This is a genomic window from Pontibacterium granulatum, from assembly GCF_029961155.1.
In the GTDB taxonomy this organism is placed as follows: domain Bacteria; phylum Pseudomonadota; class Gammaproteobacteria; order Pseudomonadales; family Balneatricaceae; genus Pontibacterium; species Pontibacterium granulatum.
In genome coordinates, this window is record NZ_JASBRH010000013.1 from 44,663 (window position 1) to 64,686 (window position 20,024).

18 protein-coding genes are annotated in these 20,024 nt (G+C 53.4%); 4 read left to right on the plus strand and 14 right to left on the minus strand.

The genetic code is table 11. The annotated features are described in order from the left end of the window. Positions 1-6 precede the first annotated feature (6 nt). From QKW35_RS13185 to QKW35_RS13210, 6 genes are all read right to left on the minus strand, one after another. The gene (locus QKW35_RS13185) at positions 7-312 is read right to left on the minus strand and encodes a hypothetical protein (RefSeq protein WP_282353761.1); all 306 of its coding nucleotides are present in this window, start codon (positions 310-312) and stop codon (positions 7-9) included. A 51-nt stretch (positions 313-363) separates the two neighbouring features. Beyond that, a complete protein-coding gene (locus QKW35_RS13190) occupies positions 364-660 on the minus strand; it encodes a c-type cytochrome (RefSeq protein WP_282353762.1) in 297 nt (98 codons plus the stop codon). Between the two features lie 175 nt (positions 661-835). After that, the gene (gene htpG, locus QKW35_RS13195) at positions 836-2,743 is read right to left on the minus strand and encodes a molecular chaperone HtpG (RefSeq protein WP_282353763.1); all 1,908 of its coding nucleotides are present in this window, start codon (positions 2,741-2,743) and stop codon (positions 836-838) included. Between the two features lie 140 nt (positions 2,744-2,883). After that, positions 2,884-3,324 carry a PaaI family thioesterase gene (locus QKW35_RS13200; protein WP_282353766.1) on the minus strand — a complete coding sequence of 147 codons (441 nt, stop codon included), beginning with the start codon at positions 3,322-3,324 and terminating at the stop codon, positions 2,884-2,886. Then, positions 3,321-3,824 (minus strand): PaaI family thioesterase, encoded by a 504-nt coding sequence (locus QKW35_RS13205; protein WP_282353769.1) that lies wholly within the window; start codon positions 3,822-3,824, stop codon positions 3,321-3,323. The genes QKW35_RS13200 and QKW35_RS13205 overlap by 4 nt, the downstream gene beginning before the upstream one ends. Beyond that, complete coding sequence (locus QKW35_RS13210) at positions 3,811-4,539, minus strand: DUF599 domain-containing protein (protein ID WP_282353771.1); 729 nt, start codon at positions 4,537-4,539, stop codon at positions 3,811-3,813. The genes QKW35_RS13205 and QKW35_RS13210 overlap by 14 nt, the downstream gene beginning before the upstream one ends. 103 nt (positions 4,540-4,642) lie before the next feature. Between QKW35_RS13210 and QKW35_RS13215 the strand changes: the two genes are divergently transcribed. After that, positions 4,643-5,536, plus strand: coding sequence for a DMT family transporter (locus QKW35_RS13215; RefSeq protein WP_282353773.1), 894 nt, complete (start codon positions 4,643-4,645; stop codon positions 5,534-5,536). 3 nt (positions 5,537-5,539) lie between these two features. On the opposite strand, the gene QKW35_RS13220 is transcribed toward QKW35_RS13215, so the two are convergent. Next, the gene (locus QKW35_RS13220) at positions 5,540-6,763 is read right to left on the minus strand and encodes an EAL domain-containing protein (RefSeq protein WP_282353774.1); all 1,224 of its coding nucleotides are present in this window, start codon (positions 6,761-6,763) and stop codon (positions 5,540-5,542) included. A gap of 281 nt (positions 6,764-7,044) precedes the next feature. Here QKW35_RS13220 and QKW35_RS13225 point away from each other — a divergent pair, with 281 nt between their 5' ends. Then, a complete protein-coding gene (locus QKW35_RS13225; RefSeq protein ID WP_282353776.1) occupies positions 7,045-8,181 on the plus strand; it encodes a methyl-accepting chemotaxis protein in 1,137 nt (378 codons plus the stop codon). Beyond that, positions 8,178-9,002 (plus strand): nitrate- and nitrite sensing domain-containing protein, encoded by an 825-nt coding sequence (locus tag QKW35_RS13230; protein ID WP_282353779.1) that lies wholly within the window; start codon positions 8,178-8,180, stop codon positions 9,000-9,002. The genes QKW35_RS13225 and QKW35_RS13230 overlap by 4 nt, the downstream gene beginning before the upstream one ends. 279 nt (positions 9,003-9,281) lie before the next feature. Here the strand turns inward: QKW35_RS13230 and QKW35_RS13235 are convergent, their stop codons facing one another. From QKW35_RS13235 to QKW35_RS13245, 3 genes are all read right to left on the minus strand, one after another. Beyond that, positions 9,282-9,587 carry a BolA family protein gene (locus tag QKW35_RS13235; RefSeq protein ID WP_282353782.1) on the minus strand — a complete coding sequence of 102 codons (306 nt, stop codon included), beginning with the start codon at positions 9,585-9,587 and terminating at the stop codon, positions 9,282-9,284. Between the two features lie 27 nt (positions 9,588-9,614). Further along, the gene (locus QKW35_RS13240; RefSeq protein ID WP_282353784.1) at positions 9,615-10,958 is read right to left on the minus strand and encodes a DUF3422 family protein; all 1,344 of its coding nucleotides are present in this window, start codon (positions 10,956-10,958) and stop codon (positions 9,615-9,617) included. A 112-nt stretch (positions 10,959-11,070) separates the two neighbouring features. Continuing rightward, positions 11,071-11,433, minus strand: a complete 363-nt coding sequence (locus QKW35_RS13245; RefSeq protein ID WP_282353785.1) for a hypothetical protein — start codon at positions 11,431-11,433, stop codon at positions 11,071-11,073. 63 nt (positions 11,434-11,496) lie between these two features. Here QKW35_RS13245 and QKW35_RS13250 point away from each other — a divergent pair, with 63 nt between their 5' ends. Then, positions 11,497-12,213, plus strand: coding sequence for a hypothetical protein (locus QKW35_RS13250; protein ID WP_282353787.1), 717 nt, complete (start codon positions 11,497-11,499; stop codon positions 12,211-12,213). Between the two features lie 53 nt (positions 12,214-12,266). Here the strand turns inward: QKW35_RS13250 and QKW35_RS13255 are convergent, their stop codons facing one another. The 4 genes from QKW35_RS13255 to ycaO all read right to left on the minus strand — a co-directional run bounded on the left by QKW35_RS13255 (position 12,267) and on the right by ycaO (position 19,780). Continuing rightward, positions 12,267-15,734, minus strand: a complete 3,468-nt coding sequence (locus tag QKW35_RS13255; protein WP_282353789.1) for an SbcC/MukB-like Walker B domain-containing protein — start codon at positions 15,732-15,734, stop codon at positions 12,267-12,269. Then, on the minus strand, positions 15,718-16,377 hold the full coding sequence (locus QKW35_RS13260; RefSeq protein ID WP_282353790.1) for a DUF4194 domain-containing protein: 660 nt from the start codon (positions 16,375-16,377) through the stop codon (positions 15,718-15,720). Before QKW35_RS13260 ends, QKW35_RS13255 begins: the two co-directional genes overlap by 17 nt. Next, positions 16,378-17,712, minus strand: coding sequence for a Wadjet anti-phage system protein JetA family protein (locus QKW35_RS13265; protein WP_282353873.1), 1,335 nt, complete (start codon positions 17,710-17,712; stop codon positions 16,378-16,380). A 328-nt stretch (positions 17,713-18,040) separates the two neighbouring features. After that, entirely contained in the window at positions 18,041-19,780 is a 1,740-nt protein-coding gene (gene ycaO, locus QKW35_RS13270; protein ID WP_282353791.1) for a 30S ribosomal protein S12 methylthiotransferase accessory factor YcaO, read from the minus strand. Between the last annotated feature and the right edge of the window lie 244 nt (positions 19,781-20,024).

A 20,024-nucleotide genomic window follows, 5' to 3' on the forward strand; every position in this document is an offset into this window, starting at 1 on the left:
CGGCTTTCAGAGACGTGCACGGCTGATCGGATCGTCACAAATCTCACAGTATCCATAGCTGTCAGATTCAAGATGGCGCATGGCGTGGTACACCTGTTCCAGTCGCTGTTCGCAGCGTGCCAGACTTACCTGCGCCGTGCTTTGTTGCTGCGACGCGCCATCGCGCGCAGCCCGCCCGACAGCCTGCGGCTCCAGCGCAACGGTTTTTGCATGTTCCTTCAGGCTGTCGATTTCTGTACGCAACTCCAGCTCCAGTACTTCCAACCTCACAAGCAGTGAGTCGAGCATATCCTTACCCTGTGAATCAGCCATCTGCGCCTGCACCCCCTTATCCAGACCTGAGCTGCGTACGTTGCGGAGGTCTTATTTTGCCAGATCAACAAAGACCTGAATTGCGCCGGTCAGCCCCGCATCATCGCAGCTTGCACAGGTACCTTTTGGCGGCATTGCGCCTTTACCCGATTTTACAGTTGCCAGCATCGCATCCACACCTTTTGCAATGCGCGGCTGCCACGCGGCAGCATCACCGGTCTTTGGTGCACCAGCTAAACCAGTATCGTGGCACGCCTTACAATGTTTTTCGAAAACCGCCTGACCGTCGGCCATTACCGGACTTGCAATCAGCATAGCAGCAAAAAGGGAAGCAACTGTCTTTTTCATTTTTTGTAATCTCCAGTATCACAAGAGTTTTTCTTTATTGAATGCCAAAACTTGTAGGCTAACCTTGATCTGGCTCACCCGGTCTCCAAACGACACATATTTTTTAACGGCACGAAAAAGGCGGCCTGAAGGCCGCCTTTTAAACAGAACTCAAACTCAAATTTCGCTTTAGCTGTTAGCTAGACAGTTCCAGCAGCAGTTTGTTCAGTCGGGACACATACGCTGCCGGATCTTCCAGCTGACCACCCGCTGCAAGATCCGCCTGCTCGAACAACACCAGACCCAGTTCAGCAAAGCGGTCTTCGTCCACTTCCTGATCCAGCTTGTTGATCAGAGGGTGTTCCGGGTTGATCTCGAAGATCGGCTTCACATCAGGCACTGCCTGACCTGCCGCTTCCATGATCTTACGCATCTGCGCACCCATGTCGTGGTCACCGATCACCAGACACGCCGGTGAGTCGGTCAGACGGTGGGTCACTCGTACTTCGGACACTTTGGCATCCAACTTCTCTTTCAGACGCTCGATCAGCGCTTCCTTGGATTTCGCCAGCTCTTCCTGCGCCTGCTTCTCTTCTTCAGACTCCGCTTCGCCCAGGTCCAGCTCACCTTTGGTTACATCCTGGAAGGACTTGCCATCGAAGTCGAACAGGTGGCTCATCATCCACTCGTCGATACGGTCGGTCATCAGCAGCACTTCGATGCCTTTCTTACGGAAGATCTCCAGGTGCGGGCTGTTCTTCGCTGTCTGGTAGTTATCCGCCACAACGTAGTAGATCTTATCCTGGCCTTCCTGCATACGAGACACGTAGTCTTCCAGCGATACGTTCTGAGTTGCGTCGTCGTTATGGGTGGACGCAAAACGCATCAACTTGGCAATCTTCTCTTTGTTGCCGTGATCTTCCGCAGGGCCTTCCTTGATCACCTGACCAAATTCGTCCCAGAAAGTCTGGTACTTCTCAGGGTGGTTTTTGCCCAGTTTAATCAGGGTATCCAGTGCACGCTTGGTCAGCGCACTGCGCAGCTTGTCTACGTTCGGATCTTTCTGCAGGATCTCACGGGATACGTTGAGGGACAGGTCCTTGGTATCCACCACACCTTTCAGGAAACGCAGGTACAGCGGCAGGAACTCGTCCGCCTGATCCATGATGAATACGCGCTGCACGTACAGTTTCAGGCCACGTGGTGCTTCACGATTCCACAGGTCAAATGGTGCGCGAGCCGGAATGTACAGCAAGCTAGTGTATTCGAGGTTACCCTCTACAGCGTTGTGCGCCCAGGTCAGTGGATCGGTGAAATCGTGGGAGATGTGCTTATAGAATTCGTTGTAGTCGTCGTCGTTCAACTCAGACTTGTTACGGGTCCACAGCGCGGTGGCGCTGTTAACGGTTTCATCTTCCGGCGCTTTTTCCTCTTCGCCTTCTGCCGCAGGCATCGGCTCGGACTGCATAATCACAGGAATGGCGATGTGGTCGGAGTACTTGCGAACCAGGGAGCGCAGGCGCCAGCCATCGGCAAACTCTTCCTCACCCTCTTTCAGGTGCAGTACGATGCGGGTACCACGTCCCGCTTTCTCGGTGGTCGCGATGGTGAACTCACCCTCACCTTTGGAGCTCCAGTGCACACCGTCCGCTTTGTCTGCGCCCGCCTTACGGGTAAAGACATCTACCTTGTCGGCAACGATGAAGGAGGAGTAGAAACCCACACCAAACTGACCGATCAGTGCGCTGTCTTTCGCCTGATCACCGGTCAGTTGGGAGAAGAACTGGGAGGTGCCGGATTTCGCGATAGTCCCCAGGTGCTCTACCACCTCATCGCGGGTCATACCGATGCCGTTGTCGTCGATGGTGACTGTCTTCGCATCTTTATCAAATTCGATGCGGATTTTCAGATCACCGTCATCTTCGTACAGCTCGCCGTTAGACAGCGCTTCAAAACGCAGTTTCTCTGCTGCGTCGGACGCGTTAGAGATCAGCTCACGCAGAAAGATTTCCTTGTTGGAATACAAGGAGTGGATCATCAGGTGCAGTAGCTGTTTTACTTCTGTCTGAAATCCGTGGGTTTCGGAATGTGTTTCTGTGCTCATAGATGACTAGCCCAAACTTTCAGTTGAAACGTAATCTCGACCGGTCTGAACAACCGATCTCCTTTGGTTTCATACCAAGATTGGGGCTGGGTCATCTATTTCAAGGGCTATTTTTAATTTCCCTTAAGATTAGGCACCTGCTAATTAGGTTTAACAAGGAAGTGAGCGCGAGCGGTGGCGATCGGTTCGGTACGTTTTTCCTGCCAGGCGATGACCGAGCAGTTGGTGACGCGGCGGCCCTGACGCTCCAACTGGCACATGGCGAAGGTATCGCGGTCGAGCCCCGCACGCATATAGTCCACCGAGAAATCGATAATCTTCGGCAGCTCCGGCGTGGTGGTTTGCAACAATACCTGAAATGCTGCAGACAGCTCCATAAACGCCGCGATCACACCACCGTGGATTGCAGGCAGCGTCGGGTTACCGAGGTTGTCCGGGTTACGCGGCAGGCGGAACACCATCTCTTCACCGAAACGCTCGCAGTTTACGCCAATCACATTGGCATAGGGGATCAATTCGATCAGCGGATTGTAGTCACCGGTTTCATGCGCTTTGGCCACGGTTTGTTCGAGACTGATCATGATTCCACATCTCCGTTATCGTCGTAACTCTCAATCTCGCCTTCCACCAGCGCTTTCATCTTCGGATCCACCACATCAGCACCGAGGCGCATAAAGGTACCAATACCAAAGGCTACCGGTTCGTCCACTGACGTTTGATACACTGTGGCACGGGTAAACATCACACTGCGGGTGGTGCGGTAACACTCCGCCTGGATGTACAGCGGCTGGTTCTTCTCCGGTGCCTTCATATGGTCGATGCGCAAATCCAGCGTAGGTGCAATCTCGAACTCGGGCAATACGCAGAGGGTAGATACTGCCGAGGCAGTATCAATCAAGGTGGTCAGTGCACCGCCCAGCAGGTAGGTGGTGGTCTTGTCACTCTTAAGCTGATCCTGAACCGGCAGTACCAAGGTTACCCGGCGCTCGTTGGCCTTGATCACACGCAATCCAAGTTTGCGGACATGGGCCAGCGCATCCATAAATCGCTGGCAGCGTGCTTCAATTTCAGGATTTCTCATCGATAGGCCCCACGCTCATCATCAGGGTTTTCAGGGTTGAGGACTTAAATTCACGGCGATACAGCACGTATACCACACCGGTAGACAGGGCCATAAACAGCCAGGGATTAATAAACCAACCCAGCATCGCTAGGCTGAAATAATAGGATCGCAAGCCAAAGTTAAAGTGGTTAGCAGCCATAGAACTCATGATCGCAATACGGTTGGCGATACTCTTCTTCTCCTGCTCGCTAATCTGCTCTTCCGGACCAGGCGCGCCACCCACCATTACCGATACGAAGCCGTACTGACGCAGGCTCCAGGTGAACTTGAAGAATGCATAGATAAAGAGCGCAATCATCACCAACAGCTTCACCTCCCACTCCCGGCGGGTGGCTTCCATTGAAAATGGGATGTCTGCAATCACATTGATCGCCTGCTCAGTGGAGCCCAGCACGGTCATCAAACCCGCCAGAATCAGCATTGTAGTTGAAGCAAAAAATGATACGCTACGCTCCAGATTTGCAACCACTGTTGCATCGGCGATACGCATTTCACGATTCAGCATCCGCATCATCCACTCGGTCCGGTACAGATGCAAAATACTGGCAAGACAGGCTGTGTCGTAACTCCGCTTTTTGGAGTAATACATGTAGCCCTTGAAACAGATCAGGAACCACACCATTGCCAGAAGGTTCAGCCAGTTGTGCTGAATAAACTGCAAAACGGTATCCATGTTTTTTACCTGAGTACAGAAATAAACTAACCCATTGTAATTTAAGGCAGAGAGACTGTCAGTTCAGAAGCAGTCCTCTCACACCGGAACCGGCACAGATTGCATGAGCAGCACACCACAAAACCTCTCTTTGGGCGTCGCATTTGCGATCGGTACCTCGTTGACAATGAGTGTTGCCGCCGCCCTGATCAAGTACACCTCTGCGATGGTCAGTATCGAAACCATCGTATTCAGCCAGTACCTGGTCTGTGTCACCGTAATGCTGCCCTGGCTCGTACGCAAAGGCCCCAGCGCACTCAAGACCGAACAACCCGGGTTACACCTGGTGCGTGGCATCTCGGGCTGGGCCTGCTTCTACTGCTATTACCTGGCACTCAACTACGTGCCTCTGGTGGATGCTGCACTGCTACGTAACTCGGCACCGCTCTGTGTACCGTTATTGCTGTTGCTGTGGAAAGGGATTCGGATTCCGGCACTGCGCTGGTTGCCGATTTTTATCGGTTTGGCGGGTGTGCTGCTTATTCTAAAGCCGGGTTCAGACGGACTGAGTTTCTGGCACCTGATCGGGTTTGGATCGGCCATCGCTCTGGCAGGCTCGATGGTGACCACCCGTTTCCTCACCCTAACGGAACCAAGCAATCGGATCATCTTCTACTACTTTGCGATCTCTACCGTAACGGCCGCCCCACTGGCACTGGTCAGTTGGCAACCGATCCCTGCGGACGCCTGGCTGCCCCTGCTGCTAATCGGTTTATCCATCTGGCTGGTGATGTGGCTTTATACCCAAGCCTACCGTTACGCCAAGGCATCGGTGATCTCACCGCTCAACTATCTCGGTGTCGTCTTTACCGGTTTCTGGGGCTGGATGTTTTGGGAGCAAATCCCCGACCACCTGGCGATTGTCGGTACGCTGCTGGTGTGTGCCGGGGGTGTACTGGCGATGTTTTTGGGTAAAGAACCAGAGCAAAGCCACACTCCGGCTCCAAAGCAACGTTAGTCATCAGAACACATCAATAGAGCGGGCACGCATACCACGCCCGTTGTGGAACAGGTCGCCATCGACCTGTCCGCTGCGCAGATCTGCCAGCAGGATATGTGATTCATCGATCAGCAGTGCGGCCGTTTGAGACAGCTCACCGGCATAGATGTCGTGGTAGGGCTCGGAAAAGACCAAACGCTGCTCGATATCGTCGGACGCCATCAGCTCGATAAAGTACGGGCGCCAGCTCCAGTCGCTGCCTTCCGCTTCACGGTTGATTTTCCACGCCCCGGAACGGTTTTCATAGTTCGGTGAAATCTGCGTGCCAGTGCGATCACATATATAAAACCGCAACATCTGACCCGTGGGAAGATAGTGTTCTAGGTCGATCACCCCGGCAACCACGCCCTTGGCACGGATCTGCTCGCGCAATCCCACCAGCTCCGCACTGACTTTCTGTGCCAACCACTGACTGCGAGTACTGCTATCCAAGGCCATATCACGATAGCTATCCCGCAACAGGGTCGATTTACGACTAAATTGTTCAACCGGCAGGGCGTGAGCACGCGCCTGTGAAAACAGGAACCCCTGCATGTAATAGGCATTGCAGGTAAGTGCCAGGAAATACGCCTCTTCCGTTTCTACACCTTCACACAGAACCTTCGCCCCCAGCCGGGATGCCATCTCACCCAGTACCTGAATCATCGAAGCGTTGCGCGGGTTATCCAAACCATCACGCAGCAATTTCATATCCAGTTTCACTACATCAGGCATGAGCAGCGCCACACGATCCAGTTGGGAGAAGTCAGCACCAAAATCATCTATCGCGATCTTGAACCCGGCCGCCCGGTATAACGATACCGCCTGGCAAATCAGTTCAAGATCGCCGCTTAACTCGGTGATTTCGATCATCACACGGGACGGGTCAACCTGTAGCTCCTCGAGCATCGAAAGCGTGGGCAACTCACCTGTTTTGGCAACATGATGCAACCATTCTGGCGACAAGTTGATACTGACAAAACTATCGCCCGGTATTTCATGTAAAGCGGACAATGCCTGGTAACGTACATGTCTGTCAGCGTTGATCCGCTTCTCGAGATCTATCGAGCAATCCGCAAAATAGGCGCCTGCAGATACCACTTCACCTTGCTCATTTTGGGTGCGCGCCAACGCTTCATATCCGGCAATACGACCACTGGCTGTTTCCACAATCGGTTGATACCAAGGGAACAGTTCCATATCCATTGCTTCTCTACCTTGTTGCTGATGCATTTGCTTTCAAACAGCAAGTAGTATGCCAGTACTTTAAAGCCGGCCGTTGCGCTCTTTTTTTGAGCATTACCAGCCATACAGGCCCTAAATTGGGACAGCTTATTTTTCTGAGCGCACCACTCCAGTGCATACAGGCTTATAAATCAGGTTTAAACATCCGCCTCAGCCTCCAAAACCTATTAATACCGCCTGAAGGGCTGCACTGGAACACTTTGTGCATTGCATCAAAAGAGAGGATTTTCAGGAATGAAACTATGCTGCAACCTATTCTTTTCTTGGTAAATGCAGGTGGCAATCGCCTCATCAGCACAATAATCACTGCCCTGCTATTTATCTCTGTGATAACTGTTGGTCTGACAGATACGCAGATCTATGGCCTACCCCCACTGCTTGTATTGGGATATTTCATCCTTGGCTACCTACGCCTTATGACTCAGGACCTGCTGACTATCACCGAACAACTCAACGGAATCGATACTGATCCATCAGTAGAGATTACCGGCCCTCTCTCAACCCTGGCCGTTCTGATTACAGAACATATCAAGGACCGGGAGCGAAAAAACTCAGAAGCCGCGGAGATCGTCGATGAGATCAGCTACTCCGTTGCAGAGCTATCCAATAATGCAAACAATGTCGCCAAAAATACCGATCAGCAATCACAGGCCACTGCATCCACGGCGGCTGCCGTCACTCAAATAAGTCATAGCGTTGAGGAGGTCACACGCCACATCAGTGACACACTCACGGCGGCTCGGTCGGCAAAGGATCTGTCGGTTGAGGGTATTGATGTGCTGATCCCAACCCGCAACGAGGTCTCGTCGGTTGCTCAATTGGCGTCCGAAACCTCATCTCTGTTCGCTACATTACGGGCGCGTTCAGACAAGATTTCATCCATGTCAGAGTTCATCCGGGATCTGTCTGACCAGACCAACTTGCTCGCCCTGAATGCCGCAATCGAGGCCGCCCGCGCAGGAGAACATGGCCGCGGTTTCTCGGTGGTAGCAGAGGAGGTACGCGCTCTGGCAAAACGCAGCCACGAAGCGTCTGTTGAGATCAGCAGCGTGATCAACGGCATTCAACAGCAGATGAACCTGTTAAACGACCAGATGGAGGCGGTAGTTTCCAGTAGCGAGCGCTGCGTCGAGAACACCAACCAGGTCGAACAAGCCCTCAACGATATTACGGAACGCACTGAGATGGTATCAGACCAGATCAGCCAAGTGGCAACGGCTATCGAACAGCAGGAATGCGCAACCCGGGACATCTCGCAGCATATCGAACAGGTTGCAGCGGTCGCCCAATCCAACAGCGATATGGCGGGAGAAACAGCACGTGTGGCCCGTCATATCGCAAACCTTACCCACCGCTCCACCACAGGAGGTGCCGCATGACCCCCTCGGAAAATGTCATCATGTTTATCACCCCGGCCGCAATCGGCTTTGCACTTATCGCCGGCATGTTGCGGCTTCGGCACAACCGTATTCGGCGCGCCCAGCAGCTAAGAGGCCTGGAGTGGTTGGAGAAACTGCGCTTGGTGCTGGCCCATATACAGCAGCACCGCGGCCTGAGCAGCGGCTATATCGCGGGGAACCATGCATTGCTGAACGAGCTCAATAACCTACACCACGTAATTCATCGTGATATGGATACGATCAATCAGGTGGATGAGTGGATTTGTGAAAACAGCCGTTGGCAAGGTATTGAGGAACACTGGCAACGCCTGACCTCCCGCTTTAAAACTCTGGAGCGTGACGACAACATCAACCAACACAACCGTTTGCTGACTAACTTGATCTACCTAATCGAGGACATCGCGGAAACCCACCACCTGACGGCACTGTGCCAATCAGAGGGGCAAGGGCAACGGGTGTGGCACGACCTGTTGGTCGCGGCTGAACATATCGGTCAGGCCAGGGCGATCGGCACGGCAATTACCGCCTCCGGCCAATGCGACAGCGTTTCGCGCATTCAGATGAGCTACCTAAGTAGCAAGATCGAAATGACCAGCCAAAACCTGCTGGGCAATCTGGGCCTGCCGCAACAAGCACAACACAAACTGAGGGAATTGCTGCAGTGCATACAGTATCGGGTTTTGGTAGATACACCGCAAATTGAATCCAAGATCTACTTCAACCTGGCCAGTGGCTGTCTGGAGGAGATCTTCACCCACTATGACCGAGAGATCATTTCGTTGAGGGAGCGTATCCGCTAATCTCGTGTGCAGGCTTTCCGGTGCGTTATAGAGGGTGTCGCAAAACTACTGCGCAGGCTGATACGGCGTTAAAAATATGCTCAAAATGCTCATTTACACCTACACATTGTAGGACAACTTTTAAGCTGCCGGCAGCGTGAACGCTGCCCCTACAAATGCCTATCAGTCTGTCCCGTCCTAAATGCGTTTTCGCAGCTTTTTACCTTGCCTCAGCTGCGCTCGTTACGTTTTACAACACCCTCTATAATGCACCCTACGTTTGGTAGCGGTGACGAGATGTTACTCACCACCTCGGCAAGTTGGGGACATTGGCGCAGGAGCGCCACGCTTCTCCCACTCATCCTGCGTATACAGGTGCATTGCTAACGCATGAACCGGTGATTGCAGCTCTTCTGCCAACAAGCCGTAGATCACCTGATGACGCTGCACCAGGCGCTTACCTGCAAAATCATCGGATACCAGCGTCAGCTTAAAGTGGCTGTCGGTTGCAGGACCGGAGTGCATATGGCTCTCGTTTTCAATTTCCATATGCTGTACGGCAATACCCGCCTGCAGTTTCTGTTCGATTGTTGCCTGAACACTCATGCTTACTTCACTCCAGCCTTGAAGAATCTAATGTGCCTCATCGTCCTGGTCGGCCCGCTCGGTCGCCAGTTTGAGGAATTTTTTGTGGATCTTACGCGTTGCAAACCAGACAACCAATACCACTACCGGTACCGAGATCCCTACGGTCAGGCTCTTATCAATCGCAACACCGCTATTATACAGCGCTTCGATCAGATACTTGAGCAGTCCGACCATGTAGTAACTGATTGCGGCAACAGACAGCCCCTCCACCGTATGCTGCATCATGAGCTGAATCTTGGAGCGACGGTCCATCGAGGCCAGCAGTTCTTGGTTCTGCCCCTGTATCGACAGCTCCACCCGGGTACGCATCATATCGGACACGCGGTCGATACGGCGGGACAGGTTTTCCAGACGTTCGCTGACGGATTCACAGGTTCGCACCGCCGGTGTCAGACGACGGGTCATGAATTCAGTGATGGTTAAGTGCCCGGATACCTCATCCTCTCGCAGCTCAGCCAGTCGTTTGAGCACCAGGTCATGGTAAGCCCGGGTTGCACTGAATCGGAAGGTGGTACGTGCACGACAGGCTTCGACCCATGCGGCCATGTCGGTCAGCTTCCCCAACAGCACGCGCTCGTCCAGATTCCCATTGGCCGCGAGGTTACTGGTGGTTTCCGCCAGCTGGCGATCCATATCGGTCAGCTTCGGGTTGTACTTTCTGGCTAATGGCAAACCAAGCAGCGCCATTAGACGGTAGGTTTCGATCTCCATTACACGCTGCGTCAGACGACCTAACTGGCTGTCACTCATCCTCTTGTTGTAGATCAGGAAGCGGCCAAAACCGTCGCTGTGCAGCCGGAAAGTGGTCCACACCCGGGCATCGCCCCCCTGCGGGCTGCTGCCCACCAGGCGCATGCCTTCGAAGAAGCTTTTGACCACCGGCAGTGGTGGTTCCGGTTGTTGACGTGCATCTTCAACCGCGACGTGGAACGACACCACCACAGTGCCCGGCAGTGCTCTTAACCACTCTTCCGGAATCCGGCTGATGCCTGAACACTCAAAAGGATCAGCACACACTTCCACATCCAGATTCACAAACGTATAGGTAATGAACTCCAGGTGTTTTTCACGCCGAACACGGACCTGCCCAAAGTCCGCTTCGTAACACACACCGTCTTCTTCAGGCGCCCGATGCCCGAAGTGTTCGTAAATCTTCTGAAAGTGCTCAAATTCCTGCTCGCGGGATTCACTGGCAATCTGTGCAGCGAGGAACGTCAGCCGCGACGGGCTGGGGATAACCTGAAAGGGACGCGAATGCAGCTCATCGTACAGCGCGCCCCGTAAAGGATGCAGGTCCAATCCATACGGATTGCTGGGCAGTTGATCCATCTATCTTGGGCTCCGAAATTTACAGGGCCTCTATTGATAGCGTTGTTGAACATTTTTCGCAACTGCACAGAGGTGCCAATAGCCTCCATCCTTGGGTGCAACAGAAAAAATATTATGGCTCCAGGACAGCCGTCATCAGCGGTTGGGATGCAAGATCCAAAGCCATCACCTGGGGGGTCACCGCAAACCACTCATTGAATAGCTCCACGCTGCGAGGCTCCGGCCAGGCATCGGCCATCTCATCCCAGGCAGCCAATTCATTTTCGAAGATCAAGGCCCAATGTGCAGCCAGCGCATCATCAAAATCGGTCTCACTCTCCACTTCGTCGATCAGGTACACTGTGCCTTCGCGCTGGTGCTCTTCGAGGGACAGGGTTTGATTCAACCCTTCGTCATCCTGCTCAAGACTGTTGGCCCAATCCACAAATGGCTGTTTGGGAATCACGGCAAAAGCGGAACGGTTTAGCAGCTTCATGGTTCTTATCCTGCGGTTTCTATATACTGTTCGGCTGTCTAATCATACGATCACAGCCCGTTAATGATCATACGTGTTCTACCCCAACTCAACAGTCGCCAACAGTGGATCGACTTCTGCCGTCGAGAAACACCCTATTGTTTCGTCGACCAGCCCGAGTGCCTGGTAGATTTTCAAAGTACCCATCTGCAGATCACCTTGCTCTCCAACCGCTCACAGGGTAAAGATGCAATCAAGTACAGCCTGGGCTCACGACGTTCTGTGGAGCCCGCCTGGAAACTGATCCGCGCCTGTAACTGGGATCTGTCGGCCGTGGTCGCGGGTTTGGAGCAGATGGATTTCAGCAGCAATGTACGCGATAACTCCTTGCTGGGGGTCCATACCGATCTGACGGCACGCAAGTTCTTTTCCAAGGAGCGCTCGGTTGTAGCGCCTTCCAAAGTCGGTCTGCTGAAGCCGCTGAAAAACACGCCGGAGATATGGCATGCGGAGAGTCTGCTGCGCTTGCTCGCCAATGGCCAATATAATGATCTGCGCAGCGAACAGATCGCTCTACCGGGCACCGAAGGCAACACCTTAAACGGTGGTATCCCCACACCTTCAATCAACAGCTTGCGTCTAATGCTGTTGGATAAACCCTGGGAGTGGATCGGACAGCCCCACGGAGACCGCTTGCACCTGTTCCGGGAGCGTCAGCCAATGGTGAGTCTGGTCCCAGACTTCACGCCCCCGGGCCCACGCCTTAAGGCAAAAGGAAACGCCCGCCAGCAGTACCTCTGAACGAGGTGCCACTCAACGGGCGTTATCTGTTTCGACGATGTTACTGAACCGGATTAAACCGGTTCAGCTTCCGTATCGGCAGCAGCCTCTTCCAGCTCATTACGTGCATCAGCTTCCGCCGCATCGATCTCTTTCATGATCTTCAGCGGGTTATCGGAGTTCAGCAGTTCACGCCCTGCAATGGTTGGAAACTCCACATCCACGTCCACGACGCGGCCGTCACGGCAAACGTTGATGATAGTGTCCATGCACGAGCTGAGCAGGGAGTACTTCTCATCCGGTGCCGCAATAATGGTCTGCAGGCCCAGATCCCCCATAAAGCCCAAGGAGGTTACTGTGTTCTCGGAGTCCAGTTTATTGAACGCCTCATCGAACACCGCCAGGCTCATCCCACCCAACGGTTTGCCATCAGCGCTCTCTCGCAGACGGTAGGTTGCCCCCTGTGCGGCAGCGATCGCCACGTAGAACGGTACCTGGTGCTCACCACCGGAACCGGTCTTGATACGCTGGGACAACGTCGTCTTACGGTTACCTTCCAGGTCTCGTACCACCAGTTCGAAGTTGTAGAAGTTACGATAGTCCTGCAGCAAGCTGCTCTCGCCTTCGTCCTTCAATACGTCATGAATCTTGGCCAGTGCATCTTGGTGCGGCTTGTCTTCGTCGAACTTCATGTCGAACAGCGAACCGACGTTCGCTTGGTCGATACGGGTGTAGGCTTCCACCAACTCCAGAATGTCTTTCAATTCCGGGTTTGGCATCATTTCGAAGCTGTACATCTCGCGGTGGAACGGACGGTTCTTCAAGTGCTGGTTCAGTTCGCGGATCAGATCCTTGATCTTGTTGATCTGGTCGTTGAGGTGCGCCACGAAGTCGGAACGGAATGCGGTTTCGGCTTCCAGACGGGCACGTTCCGCTTTCTGGCTGTACTGCGCCAGTTCGGAATCGCGCAGTGCCTGCACGGTTTCGTTTACAAATGCTTCCAGCTCTTCGTGGGTAGAATCGGCACTAATCTTATCCAGTTGCTGATGACTCAGGCCACCACCGTGGTAACGCGCTTTGTACTGCGCCACGGCATCTCGCACACCGTTTTTCTTCTTCTCGTGCAGCGACAGCTCGGACTGCGCTTTCTTCGCGGCTTCAAAGATGATGCGCTCCAGCTCACCGCTGCACGATTCGTCCAGATAGTCGCGTTTTTCCTGGGCTGACTGTGCGTCGAAGACAGGCTTCTCTTCACAGACTGTACGCGCTGCTGCGTGTTCTTCCAGCTCCTGCGCCAATACTTCCAGTGCCGCTGTGTCTTTGATCATCGCCGTGCGGACTTTCTGCAGCTTGTCCATCAGGGACTTCTGCTTCTGCTCAGTCTCTTTCTGTACCGCAACCAAATCGGTAATACGGTTCTGGATACCGGTGTCGTCCTGATTGTGCAGGTCAACCACCGCCTGACGGTAGCCCTCGATCTCGGTATTCAGCTGTTCACGCTGAGTCACCAGGTCAAATACGCGCTCATTCACACCCGCCAGACTGGTAGTCAGGCTGATCAATGCGTCACGCAGTTTCTCCAGAGAGTCGTGGTTTTTACCCAGTTCGGTGAACTCGGCCACCATCTGATCCACCTGCTTACCCTGGATCTCCAACTGGTTACCGCGACGACGGATACCCATGATCGGCTGCTGTTCGTTGATCGCGGTAGTCGAGCCTTCGGTCTGCAACATGCAGTCGTAGGTCAATGCACGTTCGTGACGCAGCAGTTCGGTTTCAGTCTCAACCGCCATCACGCCGCCCAATGCGCGGTTCATGTAGGCACGGGCATGATCGTTGTCAGTCTCGATAAAGTACGCCAGGGAGCCAGCCTTGTAACGATCCAGCCACTCAGAAGACTTGGTGGTGTTGACGATACGACAGCCTTTCAGATGACGACCTTTACGGCGGTACAGGGTGATCGCTTCTTTCACACGATCCGGCTCAACGATCAAGGCTTCACGGCGGGCCCCCAGGAAGGATTCCACGGCAATACGCCACTTGTCGTCATTGATATCCACCAGTTCACAGATCGGCGTGGATTCGATGCCGTACTCTTCCAGTAGCTCCATCAGCTCACGGGTATTACGACGCACCGGCGCTCTTCCCTGCTTCAGCTGCTCCATGTTGCTCTTCTGGCTCTGGATCTCGCTACGCAGTTCGTTCATGCGAATCACGGAGCTTTCAAAACGACGGGCGATATCACGGCGTACCGCATCCACACTGTTTTTCAGCGCTTCCAGGTTTTGATCCACTTCCACCGGGTTCTGCGGCCATACCGCGCCCATCATGTCCTGCCCGGCACGCCACAGCTCAACCGACTTTTTCACCACCGGCAGGAAGTTCTCCGGCAGGTGTTTTTCATAGTTGGCGAAACTTACCGCGGTACGCAGCAGGTTATAAACGTTCTGGATGCGCTCTTCCACCACGCTGTGTTCGTGGCTCTTCGCAGAAATCGTGGTTTCCAGCGCTTTGATCTTGTGGGCAGAGTCGGTGTTGTTCAGGTCAGCGCGGGCTTCCGCCAACTGCTGCATAACCTGGTTCAGCTCTTCACCGGTATTTTCCAGATCTTGCTGCAGCTGCTGCTCTTTTTCCTGGTTGGTTTCAAGGCGCTCTTCCGATTCCTCTTTCTTCAGGTCGGCATTTTCAAAACGACTCTCGTGGACCACCCACTCGTATTCAACAGCGTTCTTAACGTTGCGTTCGATCCCCTTGCAGGCTTCCTGGATCTTCTCCAGCTCGCCGATACGATCGGAGACCTCTTTGGTCTTCTGCTCCATCGCCCGGTATTCATCCAGGGACTTACGGAAGGCGCCCACGTGCACGATGTTCTCATCCAGCACGAACTCGCGGATAAAGCGGGTTGGACTGTCGATCGGTACGAACTTCAGGGCGTTCTTGAAGTTTTTGATGAACTTGTCGTCATCGTTCGGCATCTGCGGGTCGTAACTCAGATGCGTCACCATCTCGCGGATAAAGCGGCTGGCACGTTTCTCCAGCACCATATCCGGACACTGCTTCATCAAGCTGTCACGCACTTCGGTCCACGGACGTGGCAAACGACCTTCACCCTCTTTGGTGGTGAAGTCATCCAGGTGGATGGAGAAATCCGGCAGGATAAAGCGGCCCAGGATCTCTTCGTCCGGCGATGCGGTAGACGCGCTGATGGCGATGCCGATACAGCTCTCTTTAGCGGTTTCCGTATCGAAGAAACTCAGCGCCATGTAGCTCAGAGAGTCTTCACGCGCTGTGCTTTTCTTACCGTCGCCATCCAGGAAGCCCAGACAGTAGGTACGCAGGCTACGCTCACTCTTTTCACCGGCGGAGGCGTTAAAGCTCAGGTGGCGTTTATGGCCACCCATCAGCACAGTCTGGATCGCGTCCAGCAGGGAAGATTTACCGGAACCGTTCGGTCCGACAATGGCTACGCTGCCTTTGATCGGGATCTCAATCGCGCCCAGTACATACCAGTTAACCAGTACAATTCTATTGAGCTGCTTCATCGGCAACCGCCCCTTCTGTCTCTTCGTTTGCTTCCGCCGCCGCTTCGGCTTCAATTTCTACTTCGTTCTCGCACAGCCCTTCCAGCTGTCCGATATAATCTTCAACCACCACCTGGCGGATCACCGGATTGATACCCAGCGGCAGGTTCTTCGGATCGGTCTCGTCCGGCTTACCACGCTCGATCACACCGTGACGGGAGAACAGGGACAGGATCTCTTTCATCCGTGTCTCGTTCGGGATCTCTTTGCCGGTCAGGTTCTCATAGGTGGTGAGTAGCTCGTCGGTGCTGGTGAACGCCTTGCCAGCATCCACCTCAAACGCTTCCAGCTTGGTCTCGTACACCTGGCGCAAACAAAGCAGCAGCAGCGATTCGTCCAGTTTCAGACGCATGTAACGCTCTTCACCCTTTGGCAGAATGCCCATGTAGGCTTCATCCGGCTGATAGACAAAGCTCCAGCCGATCGCTTCCATCAGGTTGGTGAAATAGTCAACATGGGACGCTACCAGAAAGTAAGCCTCACGATGTGCGGGACGATCCGCATAAAGGAACTGGTGGGTCAGCAGCTGATTGGCAGCCCGCGCGAAGTCTGCGGCCTGATACTTGTCACTGCGACTGATGATTTTTTGCAGGTCACCTAACATCTAGCGTTTCCTTTGGATCACGAAGTCCCGACACTCAACCATGCCGGCAACATTGACATACTGTTCTTCAAAACGGATTTCGTACTTGTCGATCGTTTTACGGGCTTTTTTACCCATCGAAGGCAGGTGGCGTACATAACTGAAGCAGATGTAGTCTTCGATGGTCTGGATATCGAACTCACCGGCACTGATCTGATCGCGGCCGATCAGGTTACGTTCCAGATACATCTCCACCTTATCCGGCGTTACTTCACGGCGGTCTTTGTACTCTTTAAACAGGCGACGCAGTTCCAATACACGTGGATCGATCTCTGCCTGAGTGATAACACGTGGTGCGGCCTGCACACGGCGTCGGATCGGTGAACGCACACTGCGATCGCAGATAAAGCCCTGTGTCTCCAGTGTGGTAATTGGCGGCAACTCGATCTCATCACGGCGGGCGATTTCGGTAATCGCGCGGGAGATTCGGGCAGCCATCCCCGGTGTGGTTTTGTCCATGTAACGGACGGTATCCGCTACGCGCTTCTCAAGTCGGTAACGGAAATCGTCGATGGTCGCCAGACGCTGGTCCACCGACTCAAAGATGCGGATGATACGGTTGATGTGCTGGTGCACCATACCTTCCGCATCGTGGTAGTCCGTTTCGTACTGCTCCTGATAGTGCTTTGCCAGCAGATCGACCTTATAGGCATCGAACTGCAGCTCGCGCAGCATCGCCAGAATCTGGCGACGGAAACGGAACGGGTTGTTCTTGGTTTTCAGCGTTTTGTAGTCGGAGACCAGAATGTGCTCTACGAAACGTTCGAAGAAGTTGCGTACGATCTCCTGCGGGTTATTGCTCTGCGACAGGTTGATCTTCAGCTCACGCAGACCCAGCATCATATCGGTCAGGTGGGCACTGAAATCAGATGCGGTCTGCGCCGCTTCTGCCAACGTAATACCGCGTCCGGCTGGATCGTTGATCGCCGCTTCCAGGGAGCTGAGTACGTTCAGTACCGCACCACCATAGCTGCGTTTTTCCAGCTTGGAGATCGATACCAGGGTTCGCAGCAGGAAACTGATCGATGGCGACAGCAGCACATAAGTGCGGTACACCCGCTGCTCCTCTTCAAGCCAGCCGGTCGCAACTAAACGACGGTAGATGCGGTTGGCGTAATCGCTACTGGAGCGCGGCATCTCGACCTGCTCTTCGCCCTCTTCCTCTTCCGGTACCCAACGACGAATACCCATACGGACAACCGTATCTTCAATCGAGGAACGCACCAGGTCTTTCGGGACGAAGGGATCAATCAGATCCTCATCAAAAAACAGATCCGCTAGGGACAACAAAACCACCTGATAGATCTGGCGGTTTTGCCCCGAGAGCGGCATGAATAAGTCATCAGGCAACTTATGAAAGAGCATCTGAACCCTTAAATTCTTTTCGCTGTTGGTGTCTGTTTCCACAGACCGAAGTGATGGATTCTAGCCCAGCCGGGGCTGACAAAAAAGGGATAACCAGACTTACCTGAAGGACTTTCAGCTAAGTGGAAGAAACCGATCAATTCCTACCCTGCTCAACCTTTGGGTTTGAACGTCAATTGTCCAAATCGAGACAAGAAGCAAAAAAGCCACAATGGATAACGCACCCACTGTGGCTTTTGAACAATTTAGGCGCGAGCAATCAGGCCGCAAGGCTACGGGTCTTAGCATCCTGCAGACGCTGATAAACCTCCAGCATGCGGCTGTGGTTACCAAACTGGCGCAAGCGACCATCATCGCAGGGCAGGTCAGACAACACACCCTCACCCTTCAGCATCTCAAGGCTGCGGTCTACATCTGCCTGCTTGTGCGCCAGACGCAAAACCGACTCGTAATTTTCCAAATTACGCTCGCCATCCAGCTCGAAAGCCAGGCATTGCGCCAGGCAGCGGAACAGCGCACTTCGCTCTTTGGAAACTTCGCCAAACTGCAGCGTCCACTCAACCCAGGTCAGCGCAGCTTCCAGGTTATCCACCATCAGGTTAAGCAATGCTTTCAGCTCACCTACCCGCATGGTTTCCCACGGTGTATCCGGATCTGTAACAATACCGAGGAATTCTGCCACCAAGCGCTGATCATCCACTGCCAAGTCTTCCAACGCTTCCAACAGCTCTTCATAGGCCGCACAATCCAACGCAGGCAGATTCAGACAACGCATCCGCAGCGACACACCAGCCGCATTGTTATCACGCACCAGTGTTTCAACCGGATAGATCTCCGACATACCCGGCACAATGATCCGGCAAGCATACATGCCGAGGTGATCGTAATCGGTAATATAGATGTCCATATCCACGCGATGGATCAGGTAGCACAGATGATCAAACTCGGCCTTACTGTCGCCTTCGATGTTCCACTCGGTGTATTCGTAGTCACTCTCTCCTGCCAGCAGGTCCCAGGCAACAATACCGGTCGAGTCAATAAGATGGGCTTCGATGTTTTTCTGATCCGCTACCTTACGAATATCCAAGCTTGCGGGTGAGAATGTATCCAACTGATCCAGCGTGCGCCCCCGCAGCAGTTCGGTCAGCGCACGCTCCAACGCCACCTCAAACTTCGGGTGCGCGCCAAACGATGCCACAACGCCGCTATTTTCCGGATTCAGCAGTGTGATATTCACCAACGGAAACTTCCCGCCCAAAGATGCATCCTTAACAACGATGCCAAAGCCCTGCTCGCGCAATGCATCAATAGCCGCTTGTGCTTTTGGATAACGCGCCACCACTTCATCCGGAATACCGGGCAGGCTGATACCTGATGAGATGATCGTATTCTTTATATGACGTTTAAAGATTTCAGACAGCGCCTGCACACGGGCTTCGTATTTGCTGTTACCCGCTGCCATGCCGTTGCTGACATACAGGTTGCCGATAATATTGATCGGAATCCAAACTTCATCGCCGGTACGCTGGCGCTCAAACGGAATGGCACAGATACCACGCTTGGCATTCCCGGAGTTTGTATCAACCAGCATCGGCCCTTTCAGGTCATCACTGAAGTTGTAGTGATGGAGCGTTGGTTCATCCAACAATCCGGCAGGGATCTCATCTCCTTGCAGAGGAAACCAACGTTCATTGGGGTAATGGACAAAGGCTCCTTCAGATATTGAACTACCCAAAAAGTATCCGGCAAAAAAGTGATTACAACTCAGACGCTCAAAAAACTCACCTAATGCACTGGCAAGGGCCGCCTCACGACTTGCGCCTTTACCATTGGTAAACAACAACGGGCAATTACGGTCGCGAACAAGCACAGACCATACGTTAGGCACTGGATTCCACCAGTTCACCTCTTCAAGATCAAAGCCCAGCTGACGCAATCCGTTAGTCATACGAGTAATCGACTCGTCTACCGGCGCATCTTTACCAAGAATTCGGGTCATTCTGAATCATCCTCTGTTGGGATCACACCAACGTTTCTTTTTCGAGTAAAGCCAGGGGGATCAGCCTCGGGCAACTACTGCGGCGGAGAATATTCCGCACCAACTCTTTTATATGTGACGGCGTAATACAACCAGATACATCTTTAGTATGAATCAGCCTCTCCTGATCAGAGCGACTGACTCATAAGTGATCGATTATAACGTAAATAGTGGAGCAACTGTGATCAACTGATCTTATTGAAAT

Coding starts and splice junctions, on each gene's coding strand:
- QKW35_RS13260 (WP_282353790.1), bottom strand. CDS start 16,377: ATGTTAGGTGACCTGCAAAAAATCATCAGTCGCAGTGACAAGTATCAG.
- QKW35_RS13220 (WP_282353774.1), bottom strand. CDS start 6,763: ATGGATATGGAACTGTTCCCTTGGTATCAACCGATTGTGGAAACAGCC.
- QKW35_RS13245 (WP_282353785.1), bottom strand. CDS start 11,433: ATGAAGCTGCTAAACCGTTCCGCTTTTGCCGTGATTCCCAAACAGCCA.
- QKW35_RS13210 (WP_282353771.1), bottom strand. CDS start 4,539: ATGGATACCGTTTTGCAGTTTATTCAGCACAACTGGCTGAACCTTCTG.
- QKW35_RS13215 (WP_282353773.1), top strand. CDS start 4,643: ATGAGCAGCACACCACAAAACCTCTCTTTGGGCGTCGCATTTGCGATC.
- QKW35_RS13190 (WP_282353762.1), bottom strand. CDS start 660: ATGAAAAAGACAGTTGCTTCCCTTTTTGCTGCTATGCTGATTGCAAGT.
- ycaO (WP_282353791.1), bottom strand. CDS start 19,780: ATGACCCGAATTCTTGGTAAAGATGCGCCGGTAGACGAGTCGATTACT.
- QKW35_RS13205 (WP_282353769.1), bottom strand. CDS start 3,824: ATGAGAAATCCTGAAATTGAAGCACGCTGCCAGCGATTTATGGATGCG.
- QKW35_RS13200 (WP_282353766.1), bottom strand. CDS start 3,324: ATGATCAGTCTCGAACAAACCGTGGCCAAAGCGCATGAAACCGGTGAC.
- QKW35_RS13225 (WP_282353776.1), top strand. CDS start 7,045: ATGCTGCAACCTATTCTTTTCTTGGTAAATGCAGGTGGCAATCGCCTC.
- QKW35_RS13235 (WP_282353782.1), bottom strand. CDS start 9,587: ATGAGTGTTCAGGCAACAATCGAACAGAAACTGCAGGCGGGTATTGCC.
- QKW35_RS13250 (WP_282353787.1), top strand. CDS start 11,497: ATGATCATACGTGTTCTACCCCAACTCAACAGTCGCCAACAGTGGATC.
- QKW35_RS13185 (WP_282353761.1), bottom strand. CDS start 312: ATGGCTGATTCACAGGGTAAGGATATGCTCGACTCACTGCTTGTGAGG.
- QKW35_RS13255 (WP_282353789.1), bottom strand. CDS start 15,734: ATGAAGCAGCTCAATAGAATTGTACTGGTTAACTGGTATGTACTGGGC.
- QKW35_RS13230 (WP_282353779.1), top strand. CDS start 8,178: ATGACCCCCTCGGAAAATGTCATCATGTTTATCACCCCGGCCGCAATC.
- htpG (WP_282353763.1), bottom strand. CDS start 2,743: ATGAGCACAGAAACACATTCCGAAACCCACGGATTTCAGACAGAAGTA.
- QKW35_RS13240 (WP_282353784.1), bottom strand. CDS start 10,958: ATGGATCAACTGCCCAGCAATCCGTATGGATTGGACCTGCATCCTTTA.